The 20,634-nt window shown below is 45.9% G+C and carries 18 protein-coding genes; 5 read left to right on the top strand and 13 right to left on the bottom strand.

Translation table 11 applies throughout. The features are described 5' to 3' along the window. Positions 1-26: 26 nt before the first annotated feature. Both AOC29_RS03540 and AOC29_RS03535 read right to left on the bottom strand, forming a co-directional pair. Entirely contained in the window at positions 27-722 is a 696-nt protein-coding gene (locus AOC29_RS03540) for an outer membrane lipoprotein carrier protein LolA (RefSeq protein ID WP_215296662.1), read from the bottom strand. Between the two features lie 9 nt (positions 723-731). Then, positions 732-3,035, bottom strand: coding sequence for a DNA translocase FtsK (locus tag AOC29_RS03535; protein WP_215296661.1), 2,304 nt, complete (start codon positions 3,033-3,035; stop codon positions 732-734). 39 nt (positions 3,036-3,074) lie between these two features. Between AOC29_RS03535 and trxB the strand changes: the two genes are divergently transcribed. Beyond that, a complete protein-coding gene (trxB, locus tag AOC29_RS03530; RefSeq protein WP_215296660.1) occupies positions 3,075-4,031 on the top strand; it encodes a thioredoxin-disulfide reductase in 957 nt (318 codons plus the stop codon). Between the two features lie 95 nt (positions 4,032-4,126). Here the strand turns inward: trxB and AOC29_RS03525 are convergent, their stop codons facing one another. Continuing rightward, a complete protein-coding gene (locus tag AOC29_RS03525; RefSeq protein WP_215296659.1) occupies positions 4,127-6,187 on the bottom strand; it encodes a sodium-translocating pyrophosphatase in 2,061 nt (686 codons plus the stop codon). A 171-nt stretch (positions 6,188-6,358) separates the two neighbouring features. Between AOC29_RS03525 and ppa the strand changes: the two genes are divergently transcribed. The 3 genes from ppa to AOC29_RS03510 all read left to right on the top strand — a co-directional run bounded on the left by ppa (position 6,359) and on the right by AOC29_RS03510 (position 8,967). Beyond that, the gene (gene ppa, locus AOC29_RS03520; RefSeq protein WP_215296658.1) at positions 6,359-6,895 is read left to right on the top strand and encodes an inorganic diphosphatase; all 537 of its coding nucleotides are present in this window, start codon (positions 6,359-6,361) and stop codon (positions 6,893-6,895) included. Between the two features lie 43 nt (positions 6,896-6,938). After that, complete coding sequence (locus AOC29_RS03515; RefSeq protein ID WP_215296657.1) at positions 6,939-8,558, top strand: NAD+ synthase; 1,620 nt, start codon at positions 6,939-6,941, stop codon at positions 8,556-8,558. A 70-nt stretch (positions 8,559-8,628) separates the two neighbouring features. Continuing rightward, complete coding sequence (locus AOC29_RS03510; RefSeq protein ID WP_215296656.1) at positions 8,629-8,967, top strand: P-II family nitrogen regulator; 339 nt, start codon at positions 8,629-8,631, stop codon at positions 8,965-8,967. 44 nt (positions 8,968-9,011) lie between these two features. Here the strand turns inward: AOC29_RS03510 and AOC29_RS03505 are convergent, their stop codons facing one another. Beyond that, positions 9,012-10,007, bottom strand: a complete 996-nt coding sequence (locus AOC29_RS03505; RefSeq protein ID WP_215296655.1) for a RodZ family helix-turn-helix domain-containing protein — start codon at positions 10,005-10,007, stop codon at positions 9,012-9,014. Positions 10,008-10,301: 294 nt separating this feature from the next. Between AOC29_RS03505 and ilvD the strand changes: the two genes are divergently transcribed. Beyond that, the gene (gene ilvD / locus AOC29_RS03500) at positions 10,302-11,996 is read left to right on the top strand and encodes a dihydroxy-acid dehydratase (RefSeq protein WP_215296654.1); all 1,695 of its coding nucleotides are present in this window, start codon (positions 10,302-10,304) and stop codon (positions 11,994-11,996) included. A gap of 78 nt (positions 11,997-12,074) precedes the next feature. On the opposite strand, the gene AOC29_RS03495 is transcribed toward ilvD, so the two are convergent. The 9 genes from AOC29_RS03495 to AOC29_RS03455 all read right to left on the bottom strand — a co-directional run bounded on the left by AOC29_RS03495 (position 12,075) and on the right by AOC29_RS03455 (position 20,621). Beyond that, positions 12,075-12,533, bottom strand: a complete 459-nt coding sequence (locus AOC29_RS03495; protein ID WP_215296653.1) for a copper chaperone PCu(A)C — start codon at positions 12,531-12,533, stop codon at positions 12,075-12,077. A gap of 39 nt (positions 12,534-12,572) precedes the next feature. Then, complete coding sequence (locus tag AOC29_RS03490; RefSeq protein WP_215296652.1) at positions 12,573-13,007, bottom strand: DUF2244 domain-containing protein; 435 nt, start codon at positions 13,005-13,007, stop codon at positions 12,573-12,575. A 39-nt stretch (positions 13,008-13,046) separates the two neighbouring features. After that, the gene (locus tag AOC29_RS03485) at positions 13,047-13,523 is read right to left on the bottom strand and encodes a thioredoxin-like domain-containing protein (RefSeq protein ID WP_215296651.1); all 477 of its coding nucleotides are present in this window, start codon (positions 13,521-13,523) and stop codon (positions 13,047-13,049) included. Next, entirely contained in the window at positions 13,520-14,773 is a 1,254-nt protein-coding gene (locus tag AOC29_RS03480) for a sialidase family protein (RefSeq protein ID WP_215296650.1), read from the bottom strand. The genes AOC29_RS03485 and AOC29_RS03480 overlap by 4 nt, the downstream gene beginning before the upstream one ends. Next, entirely contained in the window at positions 14,773-16,881 is a 2,109-nt protein-coding gene (locus AOC29_RS03475; protein ID WP_215296649.1) for a TonB-dependent receptor, read from the bottom strand. Before AOC29_RS03475 ends, AOC29_RS03480 begins: the two co-directional genes overlap by 1 nt. A 120-nt stretch (positions 16,882-17,001) precedes the next feature. Further along, on the bottom strand, positions 17,002-17,373 hold the full coding sequence (locus tag AOC29_RS03470; protein ID WP_215296648.1) for a DUF2946 family protein: 372 nt from the start codon (positions 17,371-17,373) through the stop codon (positions 17,002-17,004). A gap of 95 nt (positions 17,374-17,468) precedes the next feature. After that, the gene (locus tag AOC29_RS03465) at positions 17,469-18,968 is read right to left on the bottom strand and encodes a tripartite tricarboxylate transporter permease (RefSeq protein ID WP_215296647.1); all 1,500 of its coding nucleotides are present in this window, start codon (positions 18,966-18,968) and stop codon (positions 17,469-17,471) included. 44 nt (positions 18,969-19,012) lie between these two features. Further along, a complete protein-coding gene (locus AOC29_RS03460) occupies positions 19,013-19,540 on the bottom strand; it encodes a tripartite tricarboxylate transporter TctB family protein (protein WP_215296646.1) in 528 nt (175 codons plus the stop codon). Between the two features lie 82 nt (positions 19,541-19,622). Next, positions 19,623-20,621, bottom strand: a complete 999-nt coding sequence (locus AOC29_RS03455; RefSeq protein ID WP_215297326.1) for a tripartite tricarboxylate transporter substrate binding protein — start codon at positions 20,619-20,621, stop codon at positions 19,623-19,625. Positions 20,622-20,634 lie beyond the last annotated feature (13 nt).

Raw genomic sequence — 20,634 nt, 5'->3', positions numbered from 1 at the left:
ATTAGGTGTGCTTGTTTATTTAGACTCTAGTTTAAGCGTAAGACTTCAGCTCCTGCAGGAGGCATGAAATTAAACCGGTTGGCAGACAAATTGACATTGAGTTGGATTTTATCGAGGGTGACTAAAACCACACTTCCCAGGCCATCCATTAACTCCAGCGCTTTGGGCAGTCCATTAACCATACCAATCGAGATCTTGGTATATGGTAGGTCACCTTGTTTCTTAGCATTGGGGTCACTTTTAGGAACCAAGGTAACCCATTTCATTCCCAAGCGCTCTTCACCTTCGATCAATTCAAAATGTTGATCTAATGAGTTTTCACCAAACAAAATAGCTGCTGGTGTTGATGCCAACGCTTGTCCTGCTGGACGAAAAGTGGCTTGATTTAAATCCTTATCCCATAAGATGAGTTGATTGCCATTTGCAATCAGTTTTTGCTCATATGGTTTTTGGGTATCCCACACAAAACGACCCGGGCGCTGAAAGACAAAATGGCCTTGCGTCTGACGTACGACTTTGAGACCTTTGTCTTGCGGCTCATTCGCTTTCGGCGCGCGCAACTGCTGTTGTACAAAATCACCTTCTGCCGTTTTGGAATTACGCACAAACTGGCGTAATTGGTCTGAGCCGCTCTCACTTTGCGAGATCGCTACACCTGAAAAAAGAATCGTCGCAATACCGATGGAGATTTGAATCGCCAATGCGGATAAGAATCTTTGCAAAATCAAACCTTACTCGGAGGAACGATGCAAAATCTCGCGATTGCCGCCATTGCCCATCTTGGATACAAGACCGGCTTTTTCCATATCTTCTAAGAGGCGAGCAGCACGGTTGTAGCCAATACGTAGATGACGTTGCACTAATGAGATGGATGGGCGTTTGTTTTCTAGAACAATCGCGACTGCTTGATCGTACAGTGGATCAGACTCGCCACCGCTCTCACCTGTTAAGGCATCGATGTTGGATTCATCTGCGCCTTCGAGTACACCATCAATGTAGTTAGCTTCGCCCTTCTCTTTAAGCCATTCCACCACACGATGTACTTCATCATCTGATACGAATGCGCCATGTACCCGAACCGGCAGGCCAGTACCTGGGGCCATATATAGCATGTCACCCATACCGAGAAGTGCCTCAGCACCTTGCTGATCCAAAATCGTGCGGCTATCGATCTTGCTGCTGACTTGAAAAGAGATACGGGTTGGCACGTTCGCTTTGATTAAGCCCGTAATCACATCTACGCTAGGGCGCTGTGTTGCCAATACCAAGTGAATCCCTGCAGCACGCGCTTTTTGCGCAATACGGGCAATGAGTTCTTCAATCTTCTTGCCAGAGACCATCATCAAGTCAGCTAACTCATCAATGACGATCACAATAACTGGTGCCTTGTAGATTGGCTCTGGATCTTCTGGCGTCAAGCTAAATGGATTAGTGAGCTTCTCACCCTTTTCCTCAGCCTCTAGAATCTTCTTATTAAAGCCAGCTAAGTTACGCACGCCAAACTTACTCATGAGCTTGTAACGACGCTCCATCTCGTTTACCGCCCAGTTCAATGCGTTGTACGCTTGCTTCATATCAGTCACTACTGGGCAAAGCAGATGTGGGATCTTGTCGTACATTGCCATCTCAAGCATCTTTGGATCAATCATGATCAGCCGCACTTCATCCGGCTTCGCTTTAAAGAGCAGCGAAAGAATCATGGCATTGATACCAACCGACTTACCGGCACCCGTTGTACCCGCTACCAAACAGTGCGGCATCTTCGCTAAGTCAGCCACCATGGGACTGCCTGAAATATCCTTACCTAAAGCGAGAGTCAATAAAGAATGATTGTCGTTATATACCTGTGAAGTCAGAATCTCAGACAAGTAAACCGATTGGCGCCTTGGGTTTGGCAACTCCAAAGCCATACAAGTTTTACCTGGAATGGTTTCTACTACACGCATACTGACAACACCCAGTGAGCGTGCTAAGTCACGGGAGAGATTAACGATCTGACTACCCTTCACGCCGATCGCCGGATCAATCTCGTAACGCGTTACTACGGGACCAGGGTAAGCGGCAATCACGGTAACCTGAACATTGAACTCAGCTAACTTCCGCTCAATTAAACGAGACGTAAATTCCAAGACATCAGCGGAGATGGTTTCTTTTACTTCAGGAACTGGATCTAACAATGCCAGTGGTGGCAATTCAGAATCAGGGATATCAACGAATAGTGGTTGTTGTTTTTCACGCTCTACACGAGCGCTCTTTGCGATCTCTATGGGTGCACGCACAATCTGTACTGGCGCTGCCACTTCAACACGCCCCCGAATCTCTTCCACAAACTCTTCTCGCTCTTCAGCAGCAGCTTCACCTAGCTTACGATCTTCTTCACTATCGCGACGCTCGCGTATGCGATGAAAAGATACTTCCAAAATTCGCCCTACTTTTTCAGCAATATCTAGCCAAGAGAAATGCAGGAATAAAGAAAGGCCGGCACAAAGTCCAAATAGAAGTACTAAGGTTGCACCTGTAAAACCCAAGGACATTTGCAAAGGGTCGCCGATTAACTCTCCCAAAATACCACCAGGAGGTCTAGGAAGCTGCCAGGACAGAGTATGCAAACGAATAGACTCCAGCCCCATACTGCACGCCAAAGTTAAGCCAAAGCCCAACCAACGCATTAAGAGAGAGTCGGGTTTAGCTTCTGGATCTGGGGGCAAAGGGATACTCCAAAGCTCCCTCCAGCCATTTAGAACCCGACGCCCGAATAGCACAACCCACCAAAAAGCAGAAATCCCAAAGATGTAGAGCATCAAATCCGCTAAATAAGCCCCAAAACGGCCACCTAGGTTCTTGGGAGCCTGAAAACTGGCATGTGACCAGGCTGGGTCAGCCTTGGAATAGGTAATCAAAATGGCAAATAGTCCAAGGCATAAGCCTAGGGAAATAAACCAACGGGCCTCTAGGAGCAGGCGGGGCATCCGATCCGGCCCGCCTTTTTCTGGGGACTGGGGCAATTGGGATTTCGGGTATACGGTTCTCGCCATGTTCTACCGATTGTAAACAAGCAAACCTATAATTTGGGTATGACTACAAATACCCCAAAACACTCAAAAGTTCTCATCCTCGGATCTGGTCCTGCCGGCTATACCGCTGCAGTCTATGCCGCCCGAGCCAATTTACAGCCTACCCTCATTACTGGCTTGGCTCAAGGGGGTCAATTAATGACCACCACTGACGTTGAAAACTGGCCCGCCGACCCAGAAGGCGTGCAAGGCCCAGAGCTCATGGACCGCTTTTTGAAGCATGCGGAGCATTTCAATACCGAGATCATTTTTGACCACATTCATACAGCGGCTCTCAAAGAGAAGCCGATTCGCTTAGTGGGTGACTCTGGAACCTATACCTGTGATGCTTTGATTATTAGCACCGGTGCTTCCGCTCAATACATTGGCCTTCCAAGTGAAGAAGCGTTTATGGGGCGCGGCGTATCTGGTTGTGCAACTTGCGATGGGTTTTTCTATCGCAATCAAGATGTATGCGTGGTAGGTGGTGGCAATACTGCGGTGGAAGAAGCGCTCTATCTCACAGGTATTGCCAAAAAAGTGACCGTGATTCACCGTCGCGATAAATTCCGTGCCGAACCTATTTTGAATGATCGCTTGATGGCCAAAGTTGCCGAAGGCAAGGTAGAGCTGAAATTGAATGCCACATTAGATGAAGTGCTCGGTGATGAAAAAGGTGTGACTGGTGTGCGCATCAAGAAACAAGATGGCGGCACGGAAGATATCGCCGTTACTGGTGCATTTATCGCGATTGGTCACAAACCCAATACCGAGCTCTTTATTGGTCAGCTAGAAATGAATAATGGCTACATCAAAACTCACTCAGGATTGGAGGGCAATGCGACAGCTACCAATATTCCGGGCGTGTTTGCTGCTGGCGATGTTCAGGACCACATCTACCGTCAAGCGATTACTAGTGCCGGCACCGGTTGTATGGCCGCTCTAGATGCGCAACGTTACTTAGAAACTTTAGATTAGTTTTTAGAGGCTGAATAATAAAAAACGCCTAGCAATGCTAGGCGTTTTTTATTTGATACTTTGGCTACTAATGCATATTACTTACTAAGCATTACTTAGCGTGAGATCACTGGCAAAAGTGGCACGATGAGCAATGCCACAATGTTGATGATCTTAATCAGTGGGTTGACTGCAGGACCTGCAGTGTCTTTGTAGGGGTCGCCTACAGTGTCACCAGTCACAGCAGCTTTGTGCGCCTCAGAACCTTTGCCACCGAAGTTACCTTCCTCGATATATTTCTTGGCATTGTCCCAAGCGCCGCCACCAGTACACATCGAGATTGCCACGAACAAACCTGTCACGATTGTGCCCATGAGCAAACCCCCCAATGCAGCAGGTCCTAGCAAGAGACCAACTACGATTGGAGCAACCACTGGCAACAATGAAGGAACGATCATCTCTTTAATCGCCGCAGAAGTGAGCATGTCTACCGCTTTACCGTACTCAGGCTTAGCGGTACCTTCCATGATCCCTGGAATATCGCGGAACTGACGACGCACTTCCTCAACAACTGCACCAGCACAACGGCCTACTGCTTCCATCGCCATCGCCCCAAACAAGTAAGGAATCATGCCCCCAATAAAGAGACCAATGATCACCATGTGGTTTGACAGATCAAAGGAGACTTGCTGGCCGATACCTTCTAAAGCATGGGTGTAATCGGCAAAGAGGACTAATGAAGCCAAACCAGCAGAACCGATGGCGTAACCCTTAGTAACTGCTTTAGTTGTATTGCCCACTGCATCCAATGGATCAGTAATATCACGCACTGCTTGTGGCAAACCTGCCATCTCCGCAATACCACCTGCGTTATCGGTAATCGGTCCGTATGCGTCTAGAGCCACAACGATACCGGCCATCGACAACATCGAGGTAGCGGCAATCGCAATGCCATATAAACCAGCCAACCAATATGCTGCATAAATCGCTGCGCAAACAAACAAGACTGGATAAGCAGTTGACTTCATTGAGATGCCTAAGCCAGCAATGATGTTTGTGCCATGACCTTTAGTTGATGCTTCAGCAATATGCTGTACTGGCTTGAACTGAGTACCAGTGTAGTACTCGGTAATCCATACCAAAGCAGCAGTAAGCAAGAGGCCAACAATAGTTGCGCCAAATAAACGCCACTGACTACCCGGAATACCCAGCGCATCATCAGGCATGATGAAGTTGGTGACAAAGTAAAAGGCAACCAGTGATAAGCCGCCCGCAATGATCAGACCTTTATACAAAGCAGGCATCACATTCTTCATACCAGGGGTTGCTTTAACAAATGAACAGCCAACGATCGAAGCAATAATCGATACGCCACCTAGCACCAATGGATAGATGATGGCTGCTACGGGAGCACCAGCGACCATCAATGAACCCAGCACCATGGTTGCAATCAATGTCACAGCATACGTTTCAAACAAGTCAGCTGCCATACCAGCGCAGTCGCCAACGTTATCACCGACGTTATCGGCAATCACTGCTGGATTGCGTGGATCATCTTCCGGAATGCCTGCTTCCACTTTACCTACTAAGTCAGCACCAACGTCTGCACCTTTAGTAAAGATACCGCCACCTAAACGTGCAAAGATCGAAATCAATGAAGAGCCAAATGCCAAGCCAATGAGGGGATGCAATACTGCGGAGAGGTCTTGTCCTGCGCCAATGGAAACGAGGAACATAAAGAACAGACCAACACCCAAGAGTCCAAGACCCACTACCAACATACCGGTAATCGCGCCACCCTTAAAGGCAACGTTGAGAGCTTCATTCATACCCTTGGTTGCAGCCTCAGCGGTGCGCACGTTTGCGCGGACTGACACATTCATACCAATGAAACCACATGCGCCTGAGAGAACCGCGCCCACGACAAAGCCAATCGCTGTCGCAAAATCCAAAAAGAGCGCCATCAGAATGGTGAGAATCACTCCAACGATCGCAATCGTTTTATATTGGCGTGATAAGTAGGCCGCCGCACCCTGCTGGATCGCTTCCGCAATCTCTTGCATTTTGGCGTTGCCCGTACTTTGCTTCAAAATCCAGCTACGCATCACAAAACCGTAAATCACGGCTATGACTCCGCATACCAAGGCAAAATACAAGCCTAAAGTGACATTACTCATGCTTGAACTCCCTAAATTTAATCTTTATTGTTTTTTGCTACTTGCGCTTAGGTCGACCCGGTTTCTGAAAGCTTTAAACTATGTCTTTAAGCCGTAACAGTATGTAACAGAATCACCCCTGCGCCCCCTCCACAGGATCAGGGTATTTACTAATCATTATTCGGAGTATTTATGAGTCTCGACAACGTCAAGCCAGGTAAAAAGATCCCTGAAAGCTTCAACGTCATCATTGAAATCCCCATGAATGCGGATCCAATCAAATATGAAGTTGACAAGGAAAGTGGCGCCATTTTCGTAGACCGTTTTATGGGTACTGCCATGCACTATCCCTGCAATTATGGCTACATCAATAAAACCATTGCTGGCGATGGTGACCCTGTTGACGTTCTCGTGATTACTCCATTTCCACTGATTCCGGGTGTCGTGGTTGCTTGCCGCGCACTTGGTGTTTTGCAAATGGAAGATGAAGGTGGGCAAGACGCTAAATTGTTGGCCGTCCCAGAAGATAAGATTTTGCCAATCTACACACACTGGCAAAAACCAGAAGATATCAACCCATTGCGCTTAAACCAAATTCAGCACTTCTTCGAGCACTATAAAGATCTCGAGCCAGGCAAGTGGGTGAAAGTAAAAGGCTGGGGTGGCGTTGCCGATGCTCATACAGAGATTCTTGAGGGCATCGATCGTTACAACAAAGAGCACGCTTAACTTAGTGTTGATTCAATTGATAGTAAAGGCTTTGTGATTCGGAGTGAGCGCACAGAAAATTGCCTTAGCCCAAATGAACCCGCTGCTGGGTGATCTGGCTGGTAACGCGCAACTGATTCACAAAGCAGCTCAAGAGGCCTTTTCTCAAGGCGCCAAGCTTGTTGTTACTCCTGAGCTTTCTCTGACCGGCTACCCCCCAGAAGATTTATTGCTCCGGCCTGCCTTCATTGAGGCTGCGCAAAAGCAGCTTGATTCTTTGGTACAAGATCTATCCCAATATCCAGATCTGACGGTCGTAGTAGGTCACCCAAAATTAACGTCAGCAGGTCTACAAAACTATGCTTCCGTTTTACGGAATGGCAAGGTCATTGCAGGCTATGCCAAACAAGAGCTACCTAATCACGAAGTCTTTGATGAGGTGCGTTACTTTGTGCCCGGTAAGCAAGCTTGTGTATTTGACTGCGCAGGCATTCAGTATGGCCTGATTCTCTGTGAAGATGCATGGCATCCAGGGCCAGCGAAACAAGTCCATGCGGCTGGCGCACACGTTTTACTCGTCCCGAATGCATCGCCCTATCACCTGAAAAAAGAGGCGCTGCGTATCGATGTATTGCGTGCTCACATTGAGCAAACCAAAATGCCTTTAGTCTATGTCAACGCCGTTGGTGGTCAAGATGAATTGGTGTTTGACGGCGGGTCTTTTGCATTAAATAGCCATGGCGAAGTGGTTATGTCTATGCCCCAGTTTGAAACTGGACTAGGTGTTGTAAATGTCAGTTCCGGAGGTGAGCTCGAAAAAGGCTCAATCTCCCCACCCCAAAGTGTTGAGGCTCAGGCTTATCAAGCCTTAGTACTGGGTGTGCGCGACTATGTGAACAAGAACCGCTTTCCTGGTGTGATTATTGGCTTATCAGGCGGCGTAGATTCCGCTCTTGTGTTGGCGATTGCAGTCGATGCCCTTGGTGCAGACAAAGTACGTGCTGTGATGATGGCATCACGCTATACCGCTGATATCTCTTGGATTGATGCCCGTGAATTAGCCCAGAATCTGAATGTTCAATACGATGAGATCCCAATTAGTGGTCCCGTTGACGCTCTCGAGCAAGCCTTAGCTGAGCAGTTCAAAGGCATGCAGGTTGATGCCACAGAAGAAAACATTCAAGCGCGTGTGCGTGGCACGATGTTGATGGCGCTCTCGAATAAAACGGGGCGACTCGTTCTGACTACCGGTAATAAGAGTGAAATGGCAGTGGGTTATTGCACTTTGTATGGCGACATGGCTGGTGGCTTTGCAGTGATTAAAGATATTGCTAAAACTTTGGTCTATCGTTTATGCGCTTATCGCAATAGCATCGCTCCCGTCATTCCGGAGCGCATTTTGACGCGCGCTCCTTCTGCTGAATTGCGCCCAGATCAAAAAGACCAAGACAGCCTGCCAACCTACGAGGTTTTAGATGGCATCGTTGAGCGGTATATGGAGCAAAACCAATCCATTGAGCAAATCATTGCTGCCGGCTTTGATCCAGAGAGTGTTGAAAAAGTAACGCGCCTGATCAAATTAAACGAGTACAAGCGCCGCCAGGCTCCTCCAGGGGTGCGCGTGACAACGCGTGCCTTTGGCCGCGATTGGCGCTATCCGATTACTTCTCAATTTAGAGCCTAGTCTGTCAGGAAAGTCCGAATTTGGCACTTTTTTCCAGTTCTAGGTATGATTACTGCATTAGGGGGAATACATGAAACTCATTACATCAATCATTAAACCGTTCAAACTCGATGAAGTTCGTGAAGCATTGGCCGAAGTAGGAGTTACTGGCTTAACTGTGACTGAAGTAAAAGGCTTTGGCCGTCAAAAGGGTCATACCGAACTCTATCGTGGCGCTGAGTATGTGGTCGACTTTTTGCCTAAAGTAAAGGTTGAGGCTGTGGTTGCCAGTGATCGCGTTGAGGTAGCACTTGAGGCAATCACCAAAGCTGCGCGCACAGGGAAAATTGGTGATGGGAAAATTTTCGTTACCGCGGTTGAGCAAGTGATTCGTATTCGTACAGGCGAAACAAACGAATCGGCGGTTTAATCAAGACTGTCGATTGACAGGCTCAGCTTAACCACTCAACAACGTTAACGTAACTGAGAATCTAATGGAGCGGAAGGCTGAATAATTTCAGCCTGCTCCAAAATAATAGTCTTGGCAGTGGGATTGGAAAGACGAACTTTCATTCCTTGGTAATACATATCTACTTGAGCTAAGCCAGAAGTTAAAACCTTTAAAGGTGGTTTTCCCAAAATACTAGCTCCCACTCCAGGCTCTAGAGTTTTGTTTTGCGTCTTGCCACTAGCGTCAACAACACAGACTGTTTGCGCAGTTTTAGATTGAAAAAATACAACATCCCCAGACTTTTTGGGCGCATCCGTTTTGTAGCTCACTACTGACGAATCTGCAGGCGGGCACTCCAAGGAAATTGCTGGAGCGGGCGCTGGTGCAGGAGGAGCAACAGCAAGCACAGTCGCAACAGGCTTTTCCTCTGGCTTGGCTTCAGCTACCGGCTCTGCAGGTGGATTTGCTGGAGCAACTTCTTCCAAAATCACAATCTCTTGCTTAACTGGCTCTGGGAAAAATAGTGGGCGTAGATTTACAACTGCAAAGATTAAAGTTACCGCGATGCCTAGAAGAATCAATAATTTTTTCTGAGGATTTTTTTCTTGGCCTGATGAATTCGATGAAATAGTGACGAGTTCTTTTATTTTCTCTAGCGGCTTAGCTGTTTCAGGCTTTACAGGTGATACTTTTTTTTCTACCGGTGGAGTGATTACAGCAGGAATTTCTTTCTTTTCTTCTGCTACCTTTTCAACTTCAGCTTTCTTCGCCATCGGCGCCTCACCAAAGTCAAAAGCATCTTCTAAATTGAGTTTTAATAATGCGGCAACTTTTTTTGCTGCAGTGACCTTAATTTGAAGACCATAGAAAGAACTGGATTCGCCATTTTCAATTTGCTCAATTTGGCGAACAGAAAGACAGGCCATAACCGATAAATCCTTAGCGCTTAAACCAAGACTCTCCCTGGCCTTAGAAAAAGCCTCTTTTCGTATCTCCGGAAGTTTTGCAGGATTGTCCATGGCGGAACTGTCTCACTATTTTTATCGTAGTAATTCTAATGCATTGATAAATATAATACTTTATTGAACATTGGCCTTACGCAGAAATATCAGCACGACATTTTTCAGCCCCTGAAAATCCGAAGGAAGCGGCTTTTCTAGTCAAACTTACCTGAGAGAACGAGGCTCGTTTTTTTTAGTATTGCAGTGCAACATTAAGATGGGTATGCATTACCCCTTCGTGCAGCACACCCTTTAGCCCATCTCACGGCACAATAGAGCCTTTCAAAACAAACCTTTTCTGGAGTAATAAGCATGAAACGCCTCAACGAACGCTCACGTATGGTCACCGAGGGAGTCGCTCGCGCACCTAATCGCTCGATGTATTACGCCATGGGTTATCAAGAAAAGGATTTCTCCAAGCCAATGGTTGGCGTTGCGAATGGCCACTCGACGATTACTCCTTGTAATAGTGGTCTGCAAAAATTAACTGATGCGGCTGTAACTGCACTTGAAGAAGCAGGCGCAAAAGCACAAACATTTGGTACGCCCACGGTTTCTGATGGGATTGGCATGGGCACTGAAGGCATGAAATACTCGCTCGTGTCTCGCGAAGTCATTGCTGACAGTATTGAAACTTGTGTCAATGGTTTATGGCAAGACGGTGTAGTAGTGATCGGGGGTTGCGATAAGAATATGCCCGGCGGCATGATGGCTATTGCCCGCACCAATGTTCCTGCCATTTATGTATACGGTGGGACGATTAAGCCAGGTCACTACAAAGGCAAAGACCTGAATATCGTTTCTGCATTTGAAGCTGTTGGTGAATTTACTTCCGGCCGCATGAACGAAGAAGATCTGAAGGGTGTGGAACAACATGCCTGTCCAGGAAGCGGCTCTTGTGGCGGTATGTACACAGCCAATACGATGAGCTCCTCCTTTGAAGCCCTCGGTATGAGTCTGCCCTACTCTTCTACGATGGCCAACGAAGATGCGGAAAAAGTCGCAAGCGCCGCTGAATCTGCCCGCGTTTTAGTAGAAGCTATCAAGAACAATCTACGTCCACGCGACATCATTACCAAGAAATCGATTGAGAACGCAGTCAGCGTCATCATGGCAGTCGGCGGGTCTACCAATGCGGTATTGCATTTCCTCGCCATTACTAGTGCGGCTGAAATCGATTGGACGATTGATGACTTTGAACGTATTCGTAAGCGCGTTCCTGTCATTGTGGATATGAAACCATCCGGCACTTATTTGGCAACCGACTTGCACCAGGCTGGCGGCATTCCACAAGTAATGAAAATTTTGCTTGATGGTGGCTTGCTACATGGCGATTGCATGACCATTACTGGCAAAACGATTGCAGAAGTGTTGAAAGATATCCCTTCAGTGCCGCGTGCTGATCAAAAAGTGATTCGCACTTTAGACAATCCTTTGTACAAACAAGGCCACTTAGCCATTCTGAAGGGCAATATCTCTCCAGAGGGTTGCGTAGCCAAGATTACGGGTCTTAAGAACCCATCGATTACTGGCCCAGCGCGTGTATTTGATTCTGAAGACGATGCTATGGCAGCCATCATGGCGCAAAAGATCAAAGATGGTGACATCGTGATCATTCGCTATGAGGGCCCCAAAGGTGGCCCCGGAATGCGCGAGATGCTTTCCCCGACCTCTGCCTTAGTAGGTCAAGGCTTAGGTGAGTCTGTAGGCCTTATTACTGATGGTCGATTCTCTGGTGGAACTTGGGGCATGGTCGTTGGTCACGTAGCTCCAGAAGCTTATGTGGGGGGCGTCATTGCCCTCATCCATGAAGGTGACTCTGTAACCATCGACGCTCACAAGCTCCTCATTCAACTCAATGTGAGTGATGAAGAGATTGCTAAACGCCGCGCAGCTTGGAAACAACCTAAGCCACGCTATACCCGCGGCCTCTTGGCAAAGTATGCAAGCCTTGCTAGCAGTGCTAGCAAAGGTGCGGTGACAGATTTGGATTTAGATCTTACTTAAGCAAACTGAATCAGCAGTCTAGTAAAAAAGCCCCTGATTTGATTCAGGGACCTTTTAATTTCTACTGCTCAGCTACTATCAATGCTTCATTGGAGCTGTAGCATTGACTGGTAGCTTCACTTCGACTTCACCTGCTTTGGCAAACTTCAGTTTGACTGGAACAGCTTCACCTGCAGTCAAAGGTGCTTTGATGTTCATGAACATTAAATGCAGGCCACCGGGTTTTAGCTCAACAGCGCCATTAGCGGGTAAAGCGATATCCTTTACTTGACGCATCCTCATCACATTGCCATCCATGGCCATTTCATGTAACTGTACTTCACCTGCAGCCGGTGAGCTAGCCGATATCAATTGATCAGCAGCCCCTTTATTTTCAATCTTCAGAAAGCCGCCAGCAACTTGTTGCCCAGGGGCAGTAGCGCGGGTATAGCCATTCTCAATCTTAATAGAGCCCACTGAAGCGTTTTGCGCAATAGCAGTACCGCTTAAAGCAATTCCCATTGCCGCACACATGGTTACGAGTAATTTTGATTTCATATTGACATCCCTCTTCTTTAAAACAGTTTTAAATTTTTTCTAACGATTACCTAAATGCGCTTTCAACTCCTGCTCAAAGACCTCAAACTGGTCTTGACGGACAAATAGTCCAATGGGCAGAGAATGATCTGAGCTTTTTAATGCCAAACGCCTGCCCTTAAAGCCCTCGCGTTCTAACCGAGTCCACAAGGTATTAAATACATGGGTTTTTAATTTGCCACCCCAACTTTGCTCAACAACCAAGACTTTGTCGTCAATAGAAATTTTTTCATAATCTAGCGCATGACGGGTGTAGATATAAAGAGCGAATGTTAAAGCCAAGATATCTAGGGAGGTAAAAATGACTACCATCCAAATACCAAGAGCCAAAAAGAATCCTGCAATTAAGAAAGAAAAAGCGCAGATAGACGCATAGAACCACCCCACTTGTTTGGGTGTCAATGAGCAATTTCGTTTCATTAACCAGGTACGCATATTTGCTGAAGCCTAATTTCTATCGGTTAATTGATTGTTCTAGTCGCCAGTAACCAGCTTGGACTGTAGTTGCTGAAAATTAATCAAACCTGTTTTACGGGAAGCCTTCCCATTTTTATCTATCAAGATTGTTGTTGGCGTCTCGCCATGCCACTTAGGATCGATCTCATAACGCAAGCGCTCATCAAAAGGCGCAGCGACATAATAATTATTCACTTTATCCAAGCCCGCTTTGCTCAGCATTTTTTTCATTGCGTCTTGTGAAACATCATCAACCTGAATAAAAATTATTTTTGCATTCGGATGACTCTTCACGAACAGCCCCCACTGCGGCATCTCCTTGACACAAGACGGGCAGGTAACCCCCCAAAAATGAATGGCGATGGGTGCGCCATTAGCACTCTTCACTAAATTAGACCATTCACCACTTTGATAAGGCTTCAGGGTTGCCTTATCAGCAAAGGCAAGGTTTATCGACCCAATAGTAATGATTAAGGCGAATAAATATCTTCTCATTGTTTTTGTCCAAGCTGAATCAATTGATACCCGTCGACTCTTGTCAGCCAAGATAAAAATACCGTATCTCCTTGATTGATCAATAAGGGGTGGTCGCTATACCCATTTGTTTTAGAAATCATCTGTGGAGTACTCCACGTTTTACCATCATCAGTAGATTGTTTCATGTAAACCAAAGCGTGGGTTCCATCAAATTCTTTCCATACTAACCATACCTGTTGCCCCAAAGCTAAGAGATAAGGCCTAGAAACGTTCGCTCCTTCTGCTCCAATTCTGACGGGCGCAGAATAACTCAATCCTTGATTGCTAGAGTTGGCATAAAAAACACCAGAGCGCTTATTTCCCTGGGTATACCAAGCGACATGCAATTTGCCAGATCCAGAAACTGCAATCGATGGACCGTGATGCGGACAAGCATCGGTCTTCCAATCATCATCTGCGACTCGACGAATTGGCTCAGCACCTTTGGTAGCAATAACTTGGCTTGCTTGATCCCGAATACCCCCTGGGAATATAGCTCGATACACAATCACGGGTTGGTTTTGTGGATCTAGACCGCTACCAATGCGACAACATTCACAACTACTCTCATTCGCAAATTGCTCAGCTTTAAATGTTTTTCCGCTATCACTTGAAAATGAATAAGCAATTGAACCGCCTAAACGTTTAGAACCACCCTGCTTGGCAGATACTACTAGGCGCTTATCTATCCAAGAAATAAAAATAGAGTCATCCGGCCTGATCAATACCGATGGGAAACGTTGACTAGAACTATCCTGAACCAAGGATACCGGAACAGTAAAAGATTTACCGCCATCAGTAGATCTAGCCGTATTAATTTGTGCATTCCAATGGGAGTCTTTGAAAAAAGCATAGGCTAAAAATATATTGTCCTGTTTATCAGCCACTATTTGGGGGCGGGCATCGCTACCAGTATCTAATGACTTACCATGCTCTACAATTTTGACAGTCGCTATCCATGTTTTTCCGAGATCAGATGACTGCCCTACTGATACAACTCCATTTGCAGTCCACGCCAGGAGTAATTTGCCATCAAGAGCGAAAAATGGAGTGGCTGCATTGGCGCACTCCAAACCAACTCCTTGGCAAGTATTGCTTATCTTTGCTGCCGCCATAGGAGATGAATGATCGATTTGGGCCTCTGCTCGACCACATACACAAAGCACTCCTATTAAGAAGGCTCTTAATGTAGTTAACCATGCCGAAAGAAAAAAATAGGATTTCATCATTAAAAGATGATACGTGCGCCAACGGTAATTGTCTGAGGCTGACCAGCAATATATTGAGAACCAGAGCCAAAGGTAATGTAATTACGATTCAACAGATTTACCGCACTTAAATAAACTGATGTATTGGGAGTCAACTCATGGTTCACCCTCGCTCCCAATACTGCATACGCCGGAATTGGCAGAGTATGGGCTGTGTCATACCAAGAATTTCCAATATAGCGCACTGAAGTCGTCAAGCTTGTTTTTGAAATAGGATAGTAAGTGATATTTGCACTTGCCATATTTCTAGGCGTACCAGCGATCTGCACGCCCGTAGGATTTAAGACTGTATCAATTGCTCCATAAGTAGAAGTTAAAACTGCCTTGGTTAAGGTATAGCTAAGATCGGTAGCCCATTTTGAGCTGACATCCCAATGTGCCTGCATCTCCAATCCAGTACTACGAAGTGATTGATCATTGCTATACGATTTAGCGCCACTACTACATACTGGAGAACAGGTACTAGCAATTTGACTGCTTGAAAGGGTGTAGGTAGCAATTGCATTAGTAACATTTGCATTAAACCCAGTAACTTGAATAAATCCTGACTTCCATCGATAGTCAGATCCAAGCTCATATCCAGTCATATTTTCTGGAGTTAAGAACGGATTATTACCAACATAGCTCGAGCCCGATCCATAACTTCGGATAGAGTTATTGAGACCAGGAGCATGAAATGCCTGATAAGCTGCAGCCCTAAAATCCAACTCCTTAGATACGCGGTATAACAAACCCAGATTTGGGCTTAGTTTTGTTTTGGATTGATTGGGTACAGCAGTGCTGACTTGTGCGCCACCAACAGCTTGCGTATAGTTCGTCGGGATCTGACTAGTCCAGTTATCTACCCTAGCCGATAAAGTTGCCTGCAGAGGAATGGTATTGAGATTTGATTTCACTTGACCTAAAAGACCTGCAAAATTTTGGGTGCCCTGTGCAACAACCTGCGAGGTCAGCGCCCCTAATTTACTGGTTTGGTAATTTGCGGCACCAGGTGAGGCATAGTTATTCTGAAAATTAGATGCCGATAACTGCTTCGCATCCACACTCATAATCACTTGATCAATTGCCTGATCCTGAAGATTTTTTGTATATTGACCCGATCCACCAACTTGATAATAGGGATTATGAAACGTAGCATTAATATAAGGATTGCTTGAGCTCACATTTTGCTGTTGCAATGTGGTGTTCTCATAATAGGCATTTACTTGAACCTGCTCGCTAGAATTTAGTCTTGTGGTTGAGCCTCCAGAAAGCGTCATCTCGTTAGTGGATTTTCTTGCAAAACTATAACCGCCCGTTGGTAGGTTTGACATTGAATGCAGACCAAGATTAAAAAAGCTATCTGTATCTGGACTGAGCTTTGCTGACCCTTGCAATCTGTAATTTGCATTTTCAGCACTTTCATTACCCATGCCCGTCTTTAACGCACTCCGCGAAGAAGGAGAAATGGTTGCAATATTCTGATATCCCTCGGTACTGAAATAATCAGCTGAAGCTCGCAATTTAAATGAGTCACTCATTGCCAACTCTTTTGACACTGCTACAGTTCCAGTGGCATAAGAACCAATACTTCCCGATATCTCCCCCTTATTTTCGCTAATAGGCTTGGTTGTAATATTAATCACGCCACCCATACCCATATTTCCATACAAACTAGAAACGCCGCCACGGATAAATTCAACATCTTGAATGGCTGACATGGGAACTAAATTCCATTGCACAGTTCCATACATAGCATCATTGGCAGGAACGCCGTCAATCAAAACCAATGTTCTAGCATTTCCCAATCCACGAACGTTAATACTTTGACCAGTAGGATCCTTTTCATAAAAAGGTTGATCATTCAAAAATACGCTTGATTGGTTCTTTAATACTTGGTCAATGGTTTGATCGGGTGAAATCTCTAACTCTTCCTTAGTCAAAACTGTGGTGTTCTGAGTCATATCACGCAGAAGGGTTCCTGATTTTGTTGCAGTAACAACCATATCAGCCAACTTTTGATCATAGTTAGGCGGCGGAGCAAACTGTGCTTGTGCCTGGGCACTAATGACGATTGAAGCCCATAACATGACAATGCATGCACTGATTTTCTTTGTGTACAACAAGGTTTACTTCTCCACACAATATGACGGCAACTTAGTTACGACTATGTTGCCAACTACATAGCTAGGCTATGCCCTAAAAAGTATTTAGGCTTGTACTGGAGGTGCTGCTGAGGGAGGCGTTACCCAAACTGCGAGTGGCTTAGGTGATTGATAGAAAAGCTGAGGAAGCAACGCAACTGATGTTGGCGCTGCAAATGTGAGGCTGGTATTAAAAGCTGGGGCGATGCTGTTCTGAGATACACAATATGGACAGGGCTGCGCTTGATCAGCGACCTCTTGGTCATCTGTCTGCACCTTGATTTCCATCTTGGCGCCACTAGTAGAGCAAATCTCCATCGTAAGACCTTGACCATGCTTTGCCAGCGATACTGCTTGTGAAACGGCTGGGGCAAGTGCACTCATCGCGATTGCGCTTGCAGCAATCCAGTGAATGAGGTGGTTTTTGCGGAAATTCATGTTGGTAGGATTTTATCGGATTTATGACTTTTGCATGAAAAAAGGGGCTTGCGCCCCTTTTCTACTGGAAATCGCTTTTTCTAGCGTATTTCTTCTTAAGCTGCTGCAGCCTTTTTCTTGCCAATCACCTTGCCAATCAATGGCCAGAAGAGAAGCACTAATGCAAGGGATGTAATGCCGCCCACCAATGCGTTAGAGAAGAAAATATCTAAGCTTCCCTGTGAGAACAACATCGACTGACGGAAAGAGTCTTCTGCGCGATCACCCAATACCAAGGCCAAAACCATTGGCGCCATTGGGTAGTCTAATTTCTTAAAGACATAACCAACCACACCAAAGCCGAGCATCAACCAAACGTCAAACATTGCATTGTGAACAGTGTAGGCACCTACCGCACAAATCACAATAATGACTGGTGCAATGATGGAGAATGGAATTCTCAAGATAGAGGCAAACAAAGGCACACAAGTTAACACCACAAACAAGCCAGCCAAGTTACCTAAGTACATACTGGCTATCAATCCCCAAACAAAGTCTGGTTTCTCAACGAAGAGTAATGGACCAGGTTGTAGACCCCAGATCAATAGACCACCAAGCAACACTGCTGCGGTTGGTGAACCTGGAATGCCTAAGGACAACATTGGGAGGAGCGCTGCTGTTCCTGCAGCGTGAGCTGCTGTTTCTGGCGCAACAATACCTTCCATCTTGCCAGTACCAAACTTATCACCGTCTTTAGATACGCGCTTGGCTACGCCGTAAGCCATGAAGGATGCAGGAGTAGCGCCGCCTGGAGTAATGCCCATCCAGCAACCAATCAGACAGCTGCGTAATGAAGTAGCCCAGTACTTAGGCAATTGCTTCCATGTCTCGAGCACAACCTTGCCACGAATCTTCGCTGCAGCACCTTGGAATGCTAAGCCCTCTTCCATGGAGAGGAGAATCTCACCAATACCAAACAAACCAATCACCGCGATCAAGAAGTCAAAGCCACGCATCAACTCAGGATTACCGAACGTCAAACGCAATTGACCGGTAACGGTATCCATACCAACAGTTGCCAGAGCGAAGCCGAGCATCATGGCAGAAATAGTCTTAAACGGCGAACCTTTGTTCATGCCTACGAAACTACAGAAGGTGAGCAGATAGACCGAGAAGAATTCTGGCGGACCAAATTGGAGCGCAAACTTCGCTACCAACGGCGCCAAGAAAGTAATCATCACAATTGCAAAGAAAGCGCCTACAAATGAAGATGTGAATGCAGCAGTCAGCGCCTCGCCAGCTTTACCATTACGAGCCATTGGATAACCATCAAAGGTTGTCGCAACCGACCATGGTTCGCCAGGAATATTAAATAGAACCGATGTAATTGCACCGCCGAATAATGCGCCCCAATAAATACAGGAAAGCATGATGATTGCAGAGGTTGGCGGCATAGTGAAAGTCAATGGCAACAGAATCGCAATTCCGTTTGCGCCACCCAAACCTGGCAACACACCGATGATCACACCGAGCGTTACGCCAACGAGCATCAACAATAAGTTAAAGGGCGTCATTGCAACGGCAAAGCCGTTGAATAGAGCATTAATTTCTTCCAACTTGGACTCCTTCTTTTCTAATCTTTTTTAATAGTTATTCTTTTTTATTGCACGCCTACGAACTCGAGTGGATTAATCCAGGAGCCATGTGGCAATGGAACTTGGAACCAGAATTCAAACATGAGGTAAAGGGCTGCACTTACTCCAATCGATACAGCAACCGCCTTCCAAATTGGGTATTTTCCTAACCACACCATAAAGATTGCAATATAGATAGCGGAAGAAACATAGATACCAATCAATTGCACACCTAGAACAAAAACAATCGCTGGTAGTAACACCGCCATGACTTGCTTGAACGGCTCTTTTTCAACAAACGTTTCTGTTTTCTTTTTCTTATTCACGATGGCGGCTTGATACAAAGTAACCGTGCTAGAAAGCATGATGATCAAGCTGATATAGAAAGGAAAGTAACCAGCCTCCGGGCCATCAGCGCCCCAACTAGCACCCAACTTAAGGCTGCCAATCATCACTGTCAAGCCTACAGCAAGAAACAAGATAGAGGTAATCACATCCATTGCTCTTATGCTAATAACTGAGTCTTGATTTGTATTATTTGTATGTTCGGACATTTTTATATTTTTATTAAGGTTAATTAATGCACTTACTCAAAAAATAGGACCCCCAATGGAGGCCCTATCAGATTTCCACAAATTACTTAGCCAAGAAGCCAGCTTCAGTCATTAATTGCTTATGCAATGCTTCGTTTAATGTCAGCCAGTTTCTAAACTCTTTACCCGTCATAAATGTCTGATTAAATGCCCCATCAGCCATGAACTTTTTCCACTCTGGTGTAGCACGTACCTTTTTAAATAAATCGATATAAAAATCAACCTGCTCTTGAGTGACACCTGGAGCCATGAAAATACCGCGTAACATGGTGTAGTCAGTTGTTACACCTGCCTCTTTACAAGTCGGCACGTCGTACCATGATTGAGTATCGGTAATTTTTTCTTTGTATGGCATGCGGGTGTCATCAAATACGCACAATGCACGTAATTTGTTAGCACGCCACTGCGCTACCGCCTCGATTGGGTTGTTCACGGATGAATCAACGTGGTTACCAACCAGCTGAACAGCAACATCGCCACCCCCTTTGAAAGGAATGTAGGTAAATTTAGCGCCTGTTGCTTTTTCAATGGCTACGGTAATGATTTGATCTTCTTGCTTAGAACCGGTTCCGCCCATTTTGAATTTACCCGGACCAGCAGCTTTAGCAGCGTCAATGTATTCTTTGGCTGTCTTATAAGGCTTTTCTGCGTTGTCCCACAACACAAACTGATCTAACGCCAACATTGCTACCGGAGTAATGTCTTGCCAATTAAATGGAACACCGGTTGCTAATGGCGTTGTAAATAAATTAGAAAGTGTGATCACAATCTTATTGGGATCACCTTTGGCTTCTTTCATTGCCAAGAAACCTTCAGCACCAGCACCAGCACCCTTATTCACTGGAATCACTGCTTGCTTCATTAAATTATTTTTGGTGATGATTCCTTGGATCATGCGAGCCATTTGGTCAGCACCACCACCAGGACCAGCAGGAATAATGAATTCAACTGGCTTGTTTGGCTCCCATGCTGCAAATGCAGGTGAAACACCAACTACACCGAGGGCTAAGGTGGTGGAAATCAATGCTCTCTTAAACTTCATCTTCATTAAGTAT

It is taken from the genome of Polynucleobacter sp. JS-JIR-5-A7 (assembly GCF_018687935.1).
Lineage (GTDB): Bacteria > Pseudomonadota > Gammaproteobacteria > Burkholderiales > Burkholderiaceae > Polynucleobacter.
Note: the sequence above shows the minus strand (reverse complement) of the source record. Positions and strands in the feature narration are given on the sequence as shown.

Bases quoted from the DNA above. Each gene is read 5' to 3' on its own strand.
- AOC29_RS03535 (WP_215296661.1), bottom strand. From the start codon at position 3,035: ATGGCGAGAACCGTATACCCGAAATCCCAATTGCCCCAGTCCCCAGAA.
- trxB (WP_215296660.1), top strand. From the start codon at position 3,075: ATGACTACAAATACCCCAAAACACTCAAAAGTTCTCATCCTCGGATCT.
- AOC29_RS03525 (WP_215296659.1), bottom strand. From the start codon at position 6,187: ATGAGTAATGTCACTTTAGGCTTGTATTTTGCCTTGGTATGCGGAGTC.
- ppa (WP_215296658.1), top strand. From the start codon at position 6,359: ATGAGTCTCGACAACGTCAAGCCAGGTAAAAAGATCCCTGAAAGCTTC.
- AOC29_RS03510 (WP_215296656.1), top strand. From the start codon at position 8,629: ATGAAACTCATTACATCAATCATTAAACCGTTCAAACTCGATGAAGTT.
- AOC29_RS03505 (WP_215296655.1), bottom strand. From the start codon at position 10,007: ATGGACAATCCTGCAAAACTTCCGGAGATACGAAAAGAGGCTTTTTCT.
- ilvD (WP_215296654.1), top strand. From the start codon at position 10,302: ATGAAACGCCTCAACGAACGCTCACGTATGGTCACCGAGGGAGTCGCT.
- AOC29_RS03495 (WP_215296653.1), bottom strand. From the start codon at position 12,533: ATGAAATCAAAATTACTCGTAACCATGTGTGCGGCAATGGGAATTGCT.
- AOC29_RS03490 (WP_215296652.1), bottom strand. From the start codon at position 13,007: ATGCGTACCTGGTTAATGAAACGAAATTGCTCATTGACACCCAAACAA.
- AOC29_RS03485 (WP_215296651.1), bottom strand. From the start codon at position 13,523: ATGAGAAGATATTTATTCGCCTTAATCATTACTATTGGGTCGATAAAC.
- AOC29_RS03480 (WP_215296650.1), bottom strand. From the start codon at position 14,773: ATGATGAAATCCTATTTTTTTCTTTCGGCATGGTTAACTACATTAAGA.
- AOC29_RS03475 (WP_215296649.1), bottom strand. From the start codon at position 16,881: ATGTTATGGGCTTCAATCGTCATTAGTGCCCAGGCACAAGCACAGTTT.
- AOC29_RS03470 (WP_215296648.1), bottom strand. From the start codon at position 17,373: ATGAATTTCCGCAAAAACCACCTCATTCACTGGATTGCTGCAAGCGCA.
- AOC29_RS03460 (WP_215296646.1), bottom strand. From the start codon at position 19,540: ATGTCCGAACATACAAATAATACAAATCAAGACTCAGTTATTAGCATA.
- AOC29_RS03455 (WP_215297326.1), bottom strand. From the start codon at position 20,621: ATGAAGTTTAAGAGAGCATTGATTTCCACCACCTTAGCCCTCGGTGTA.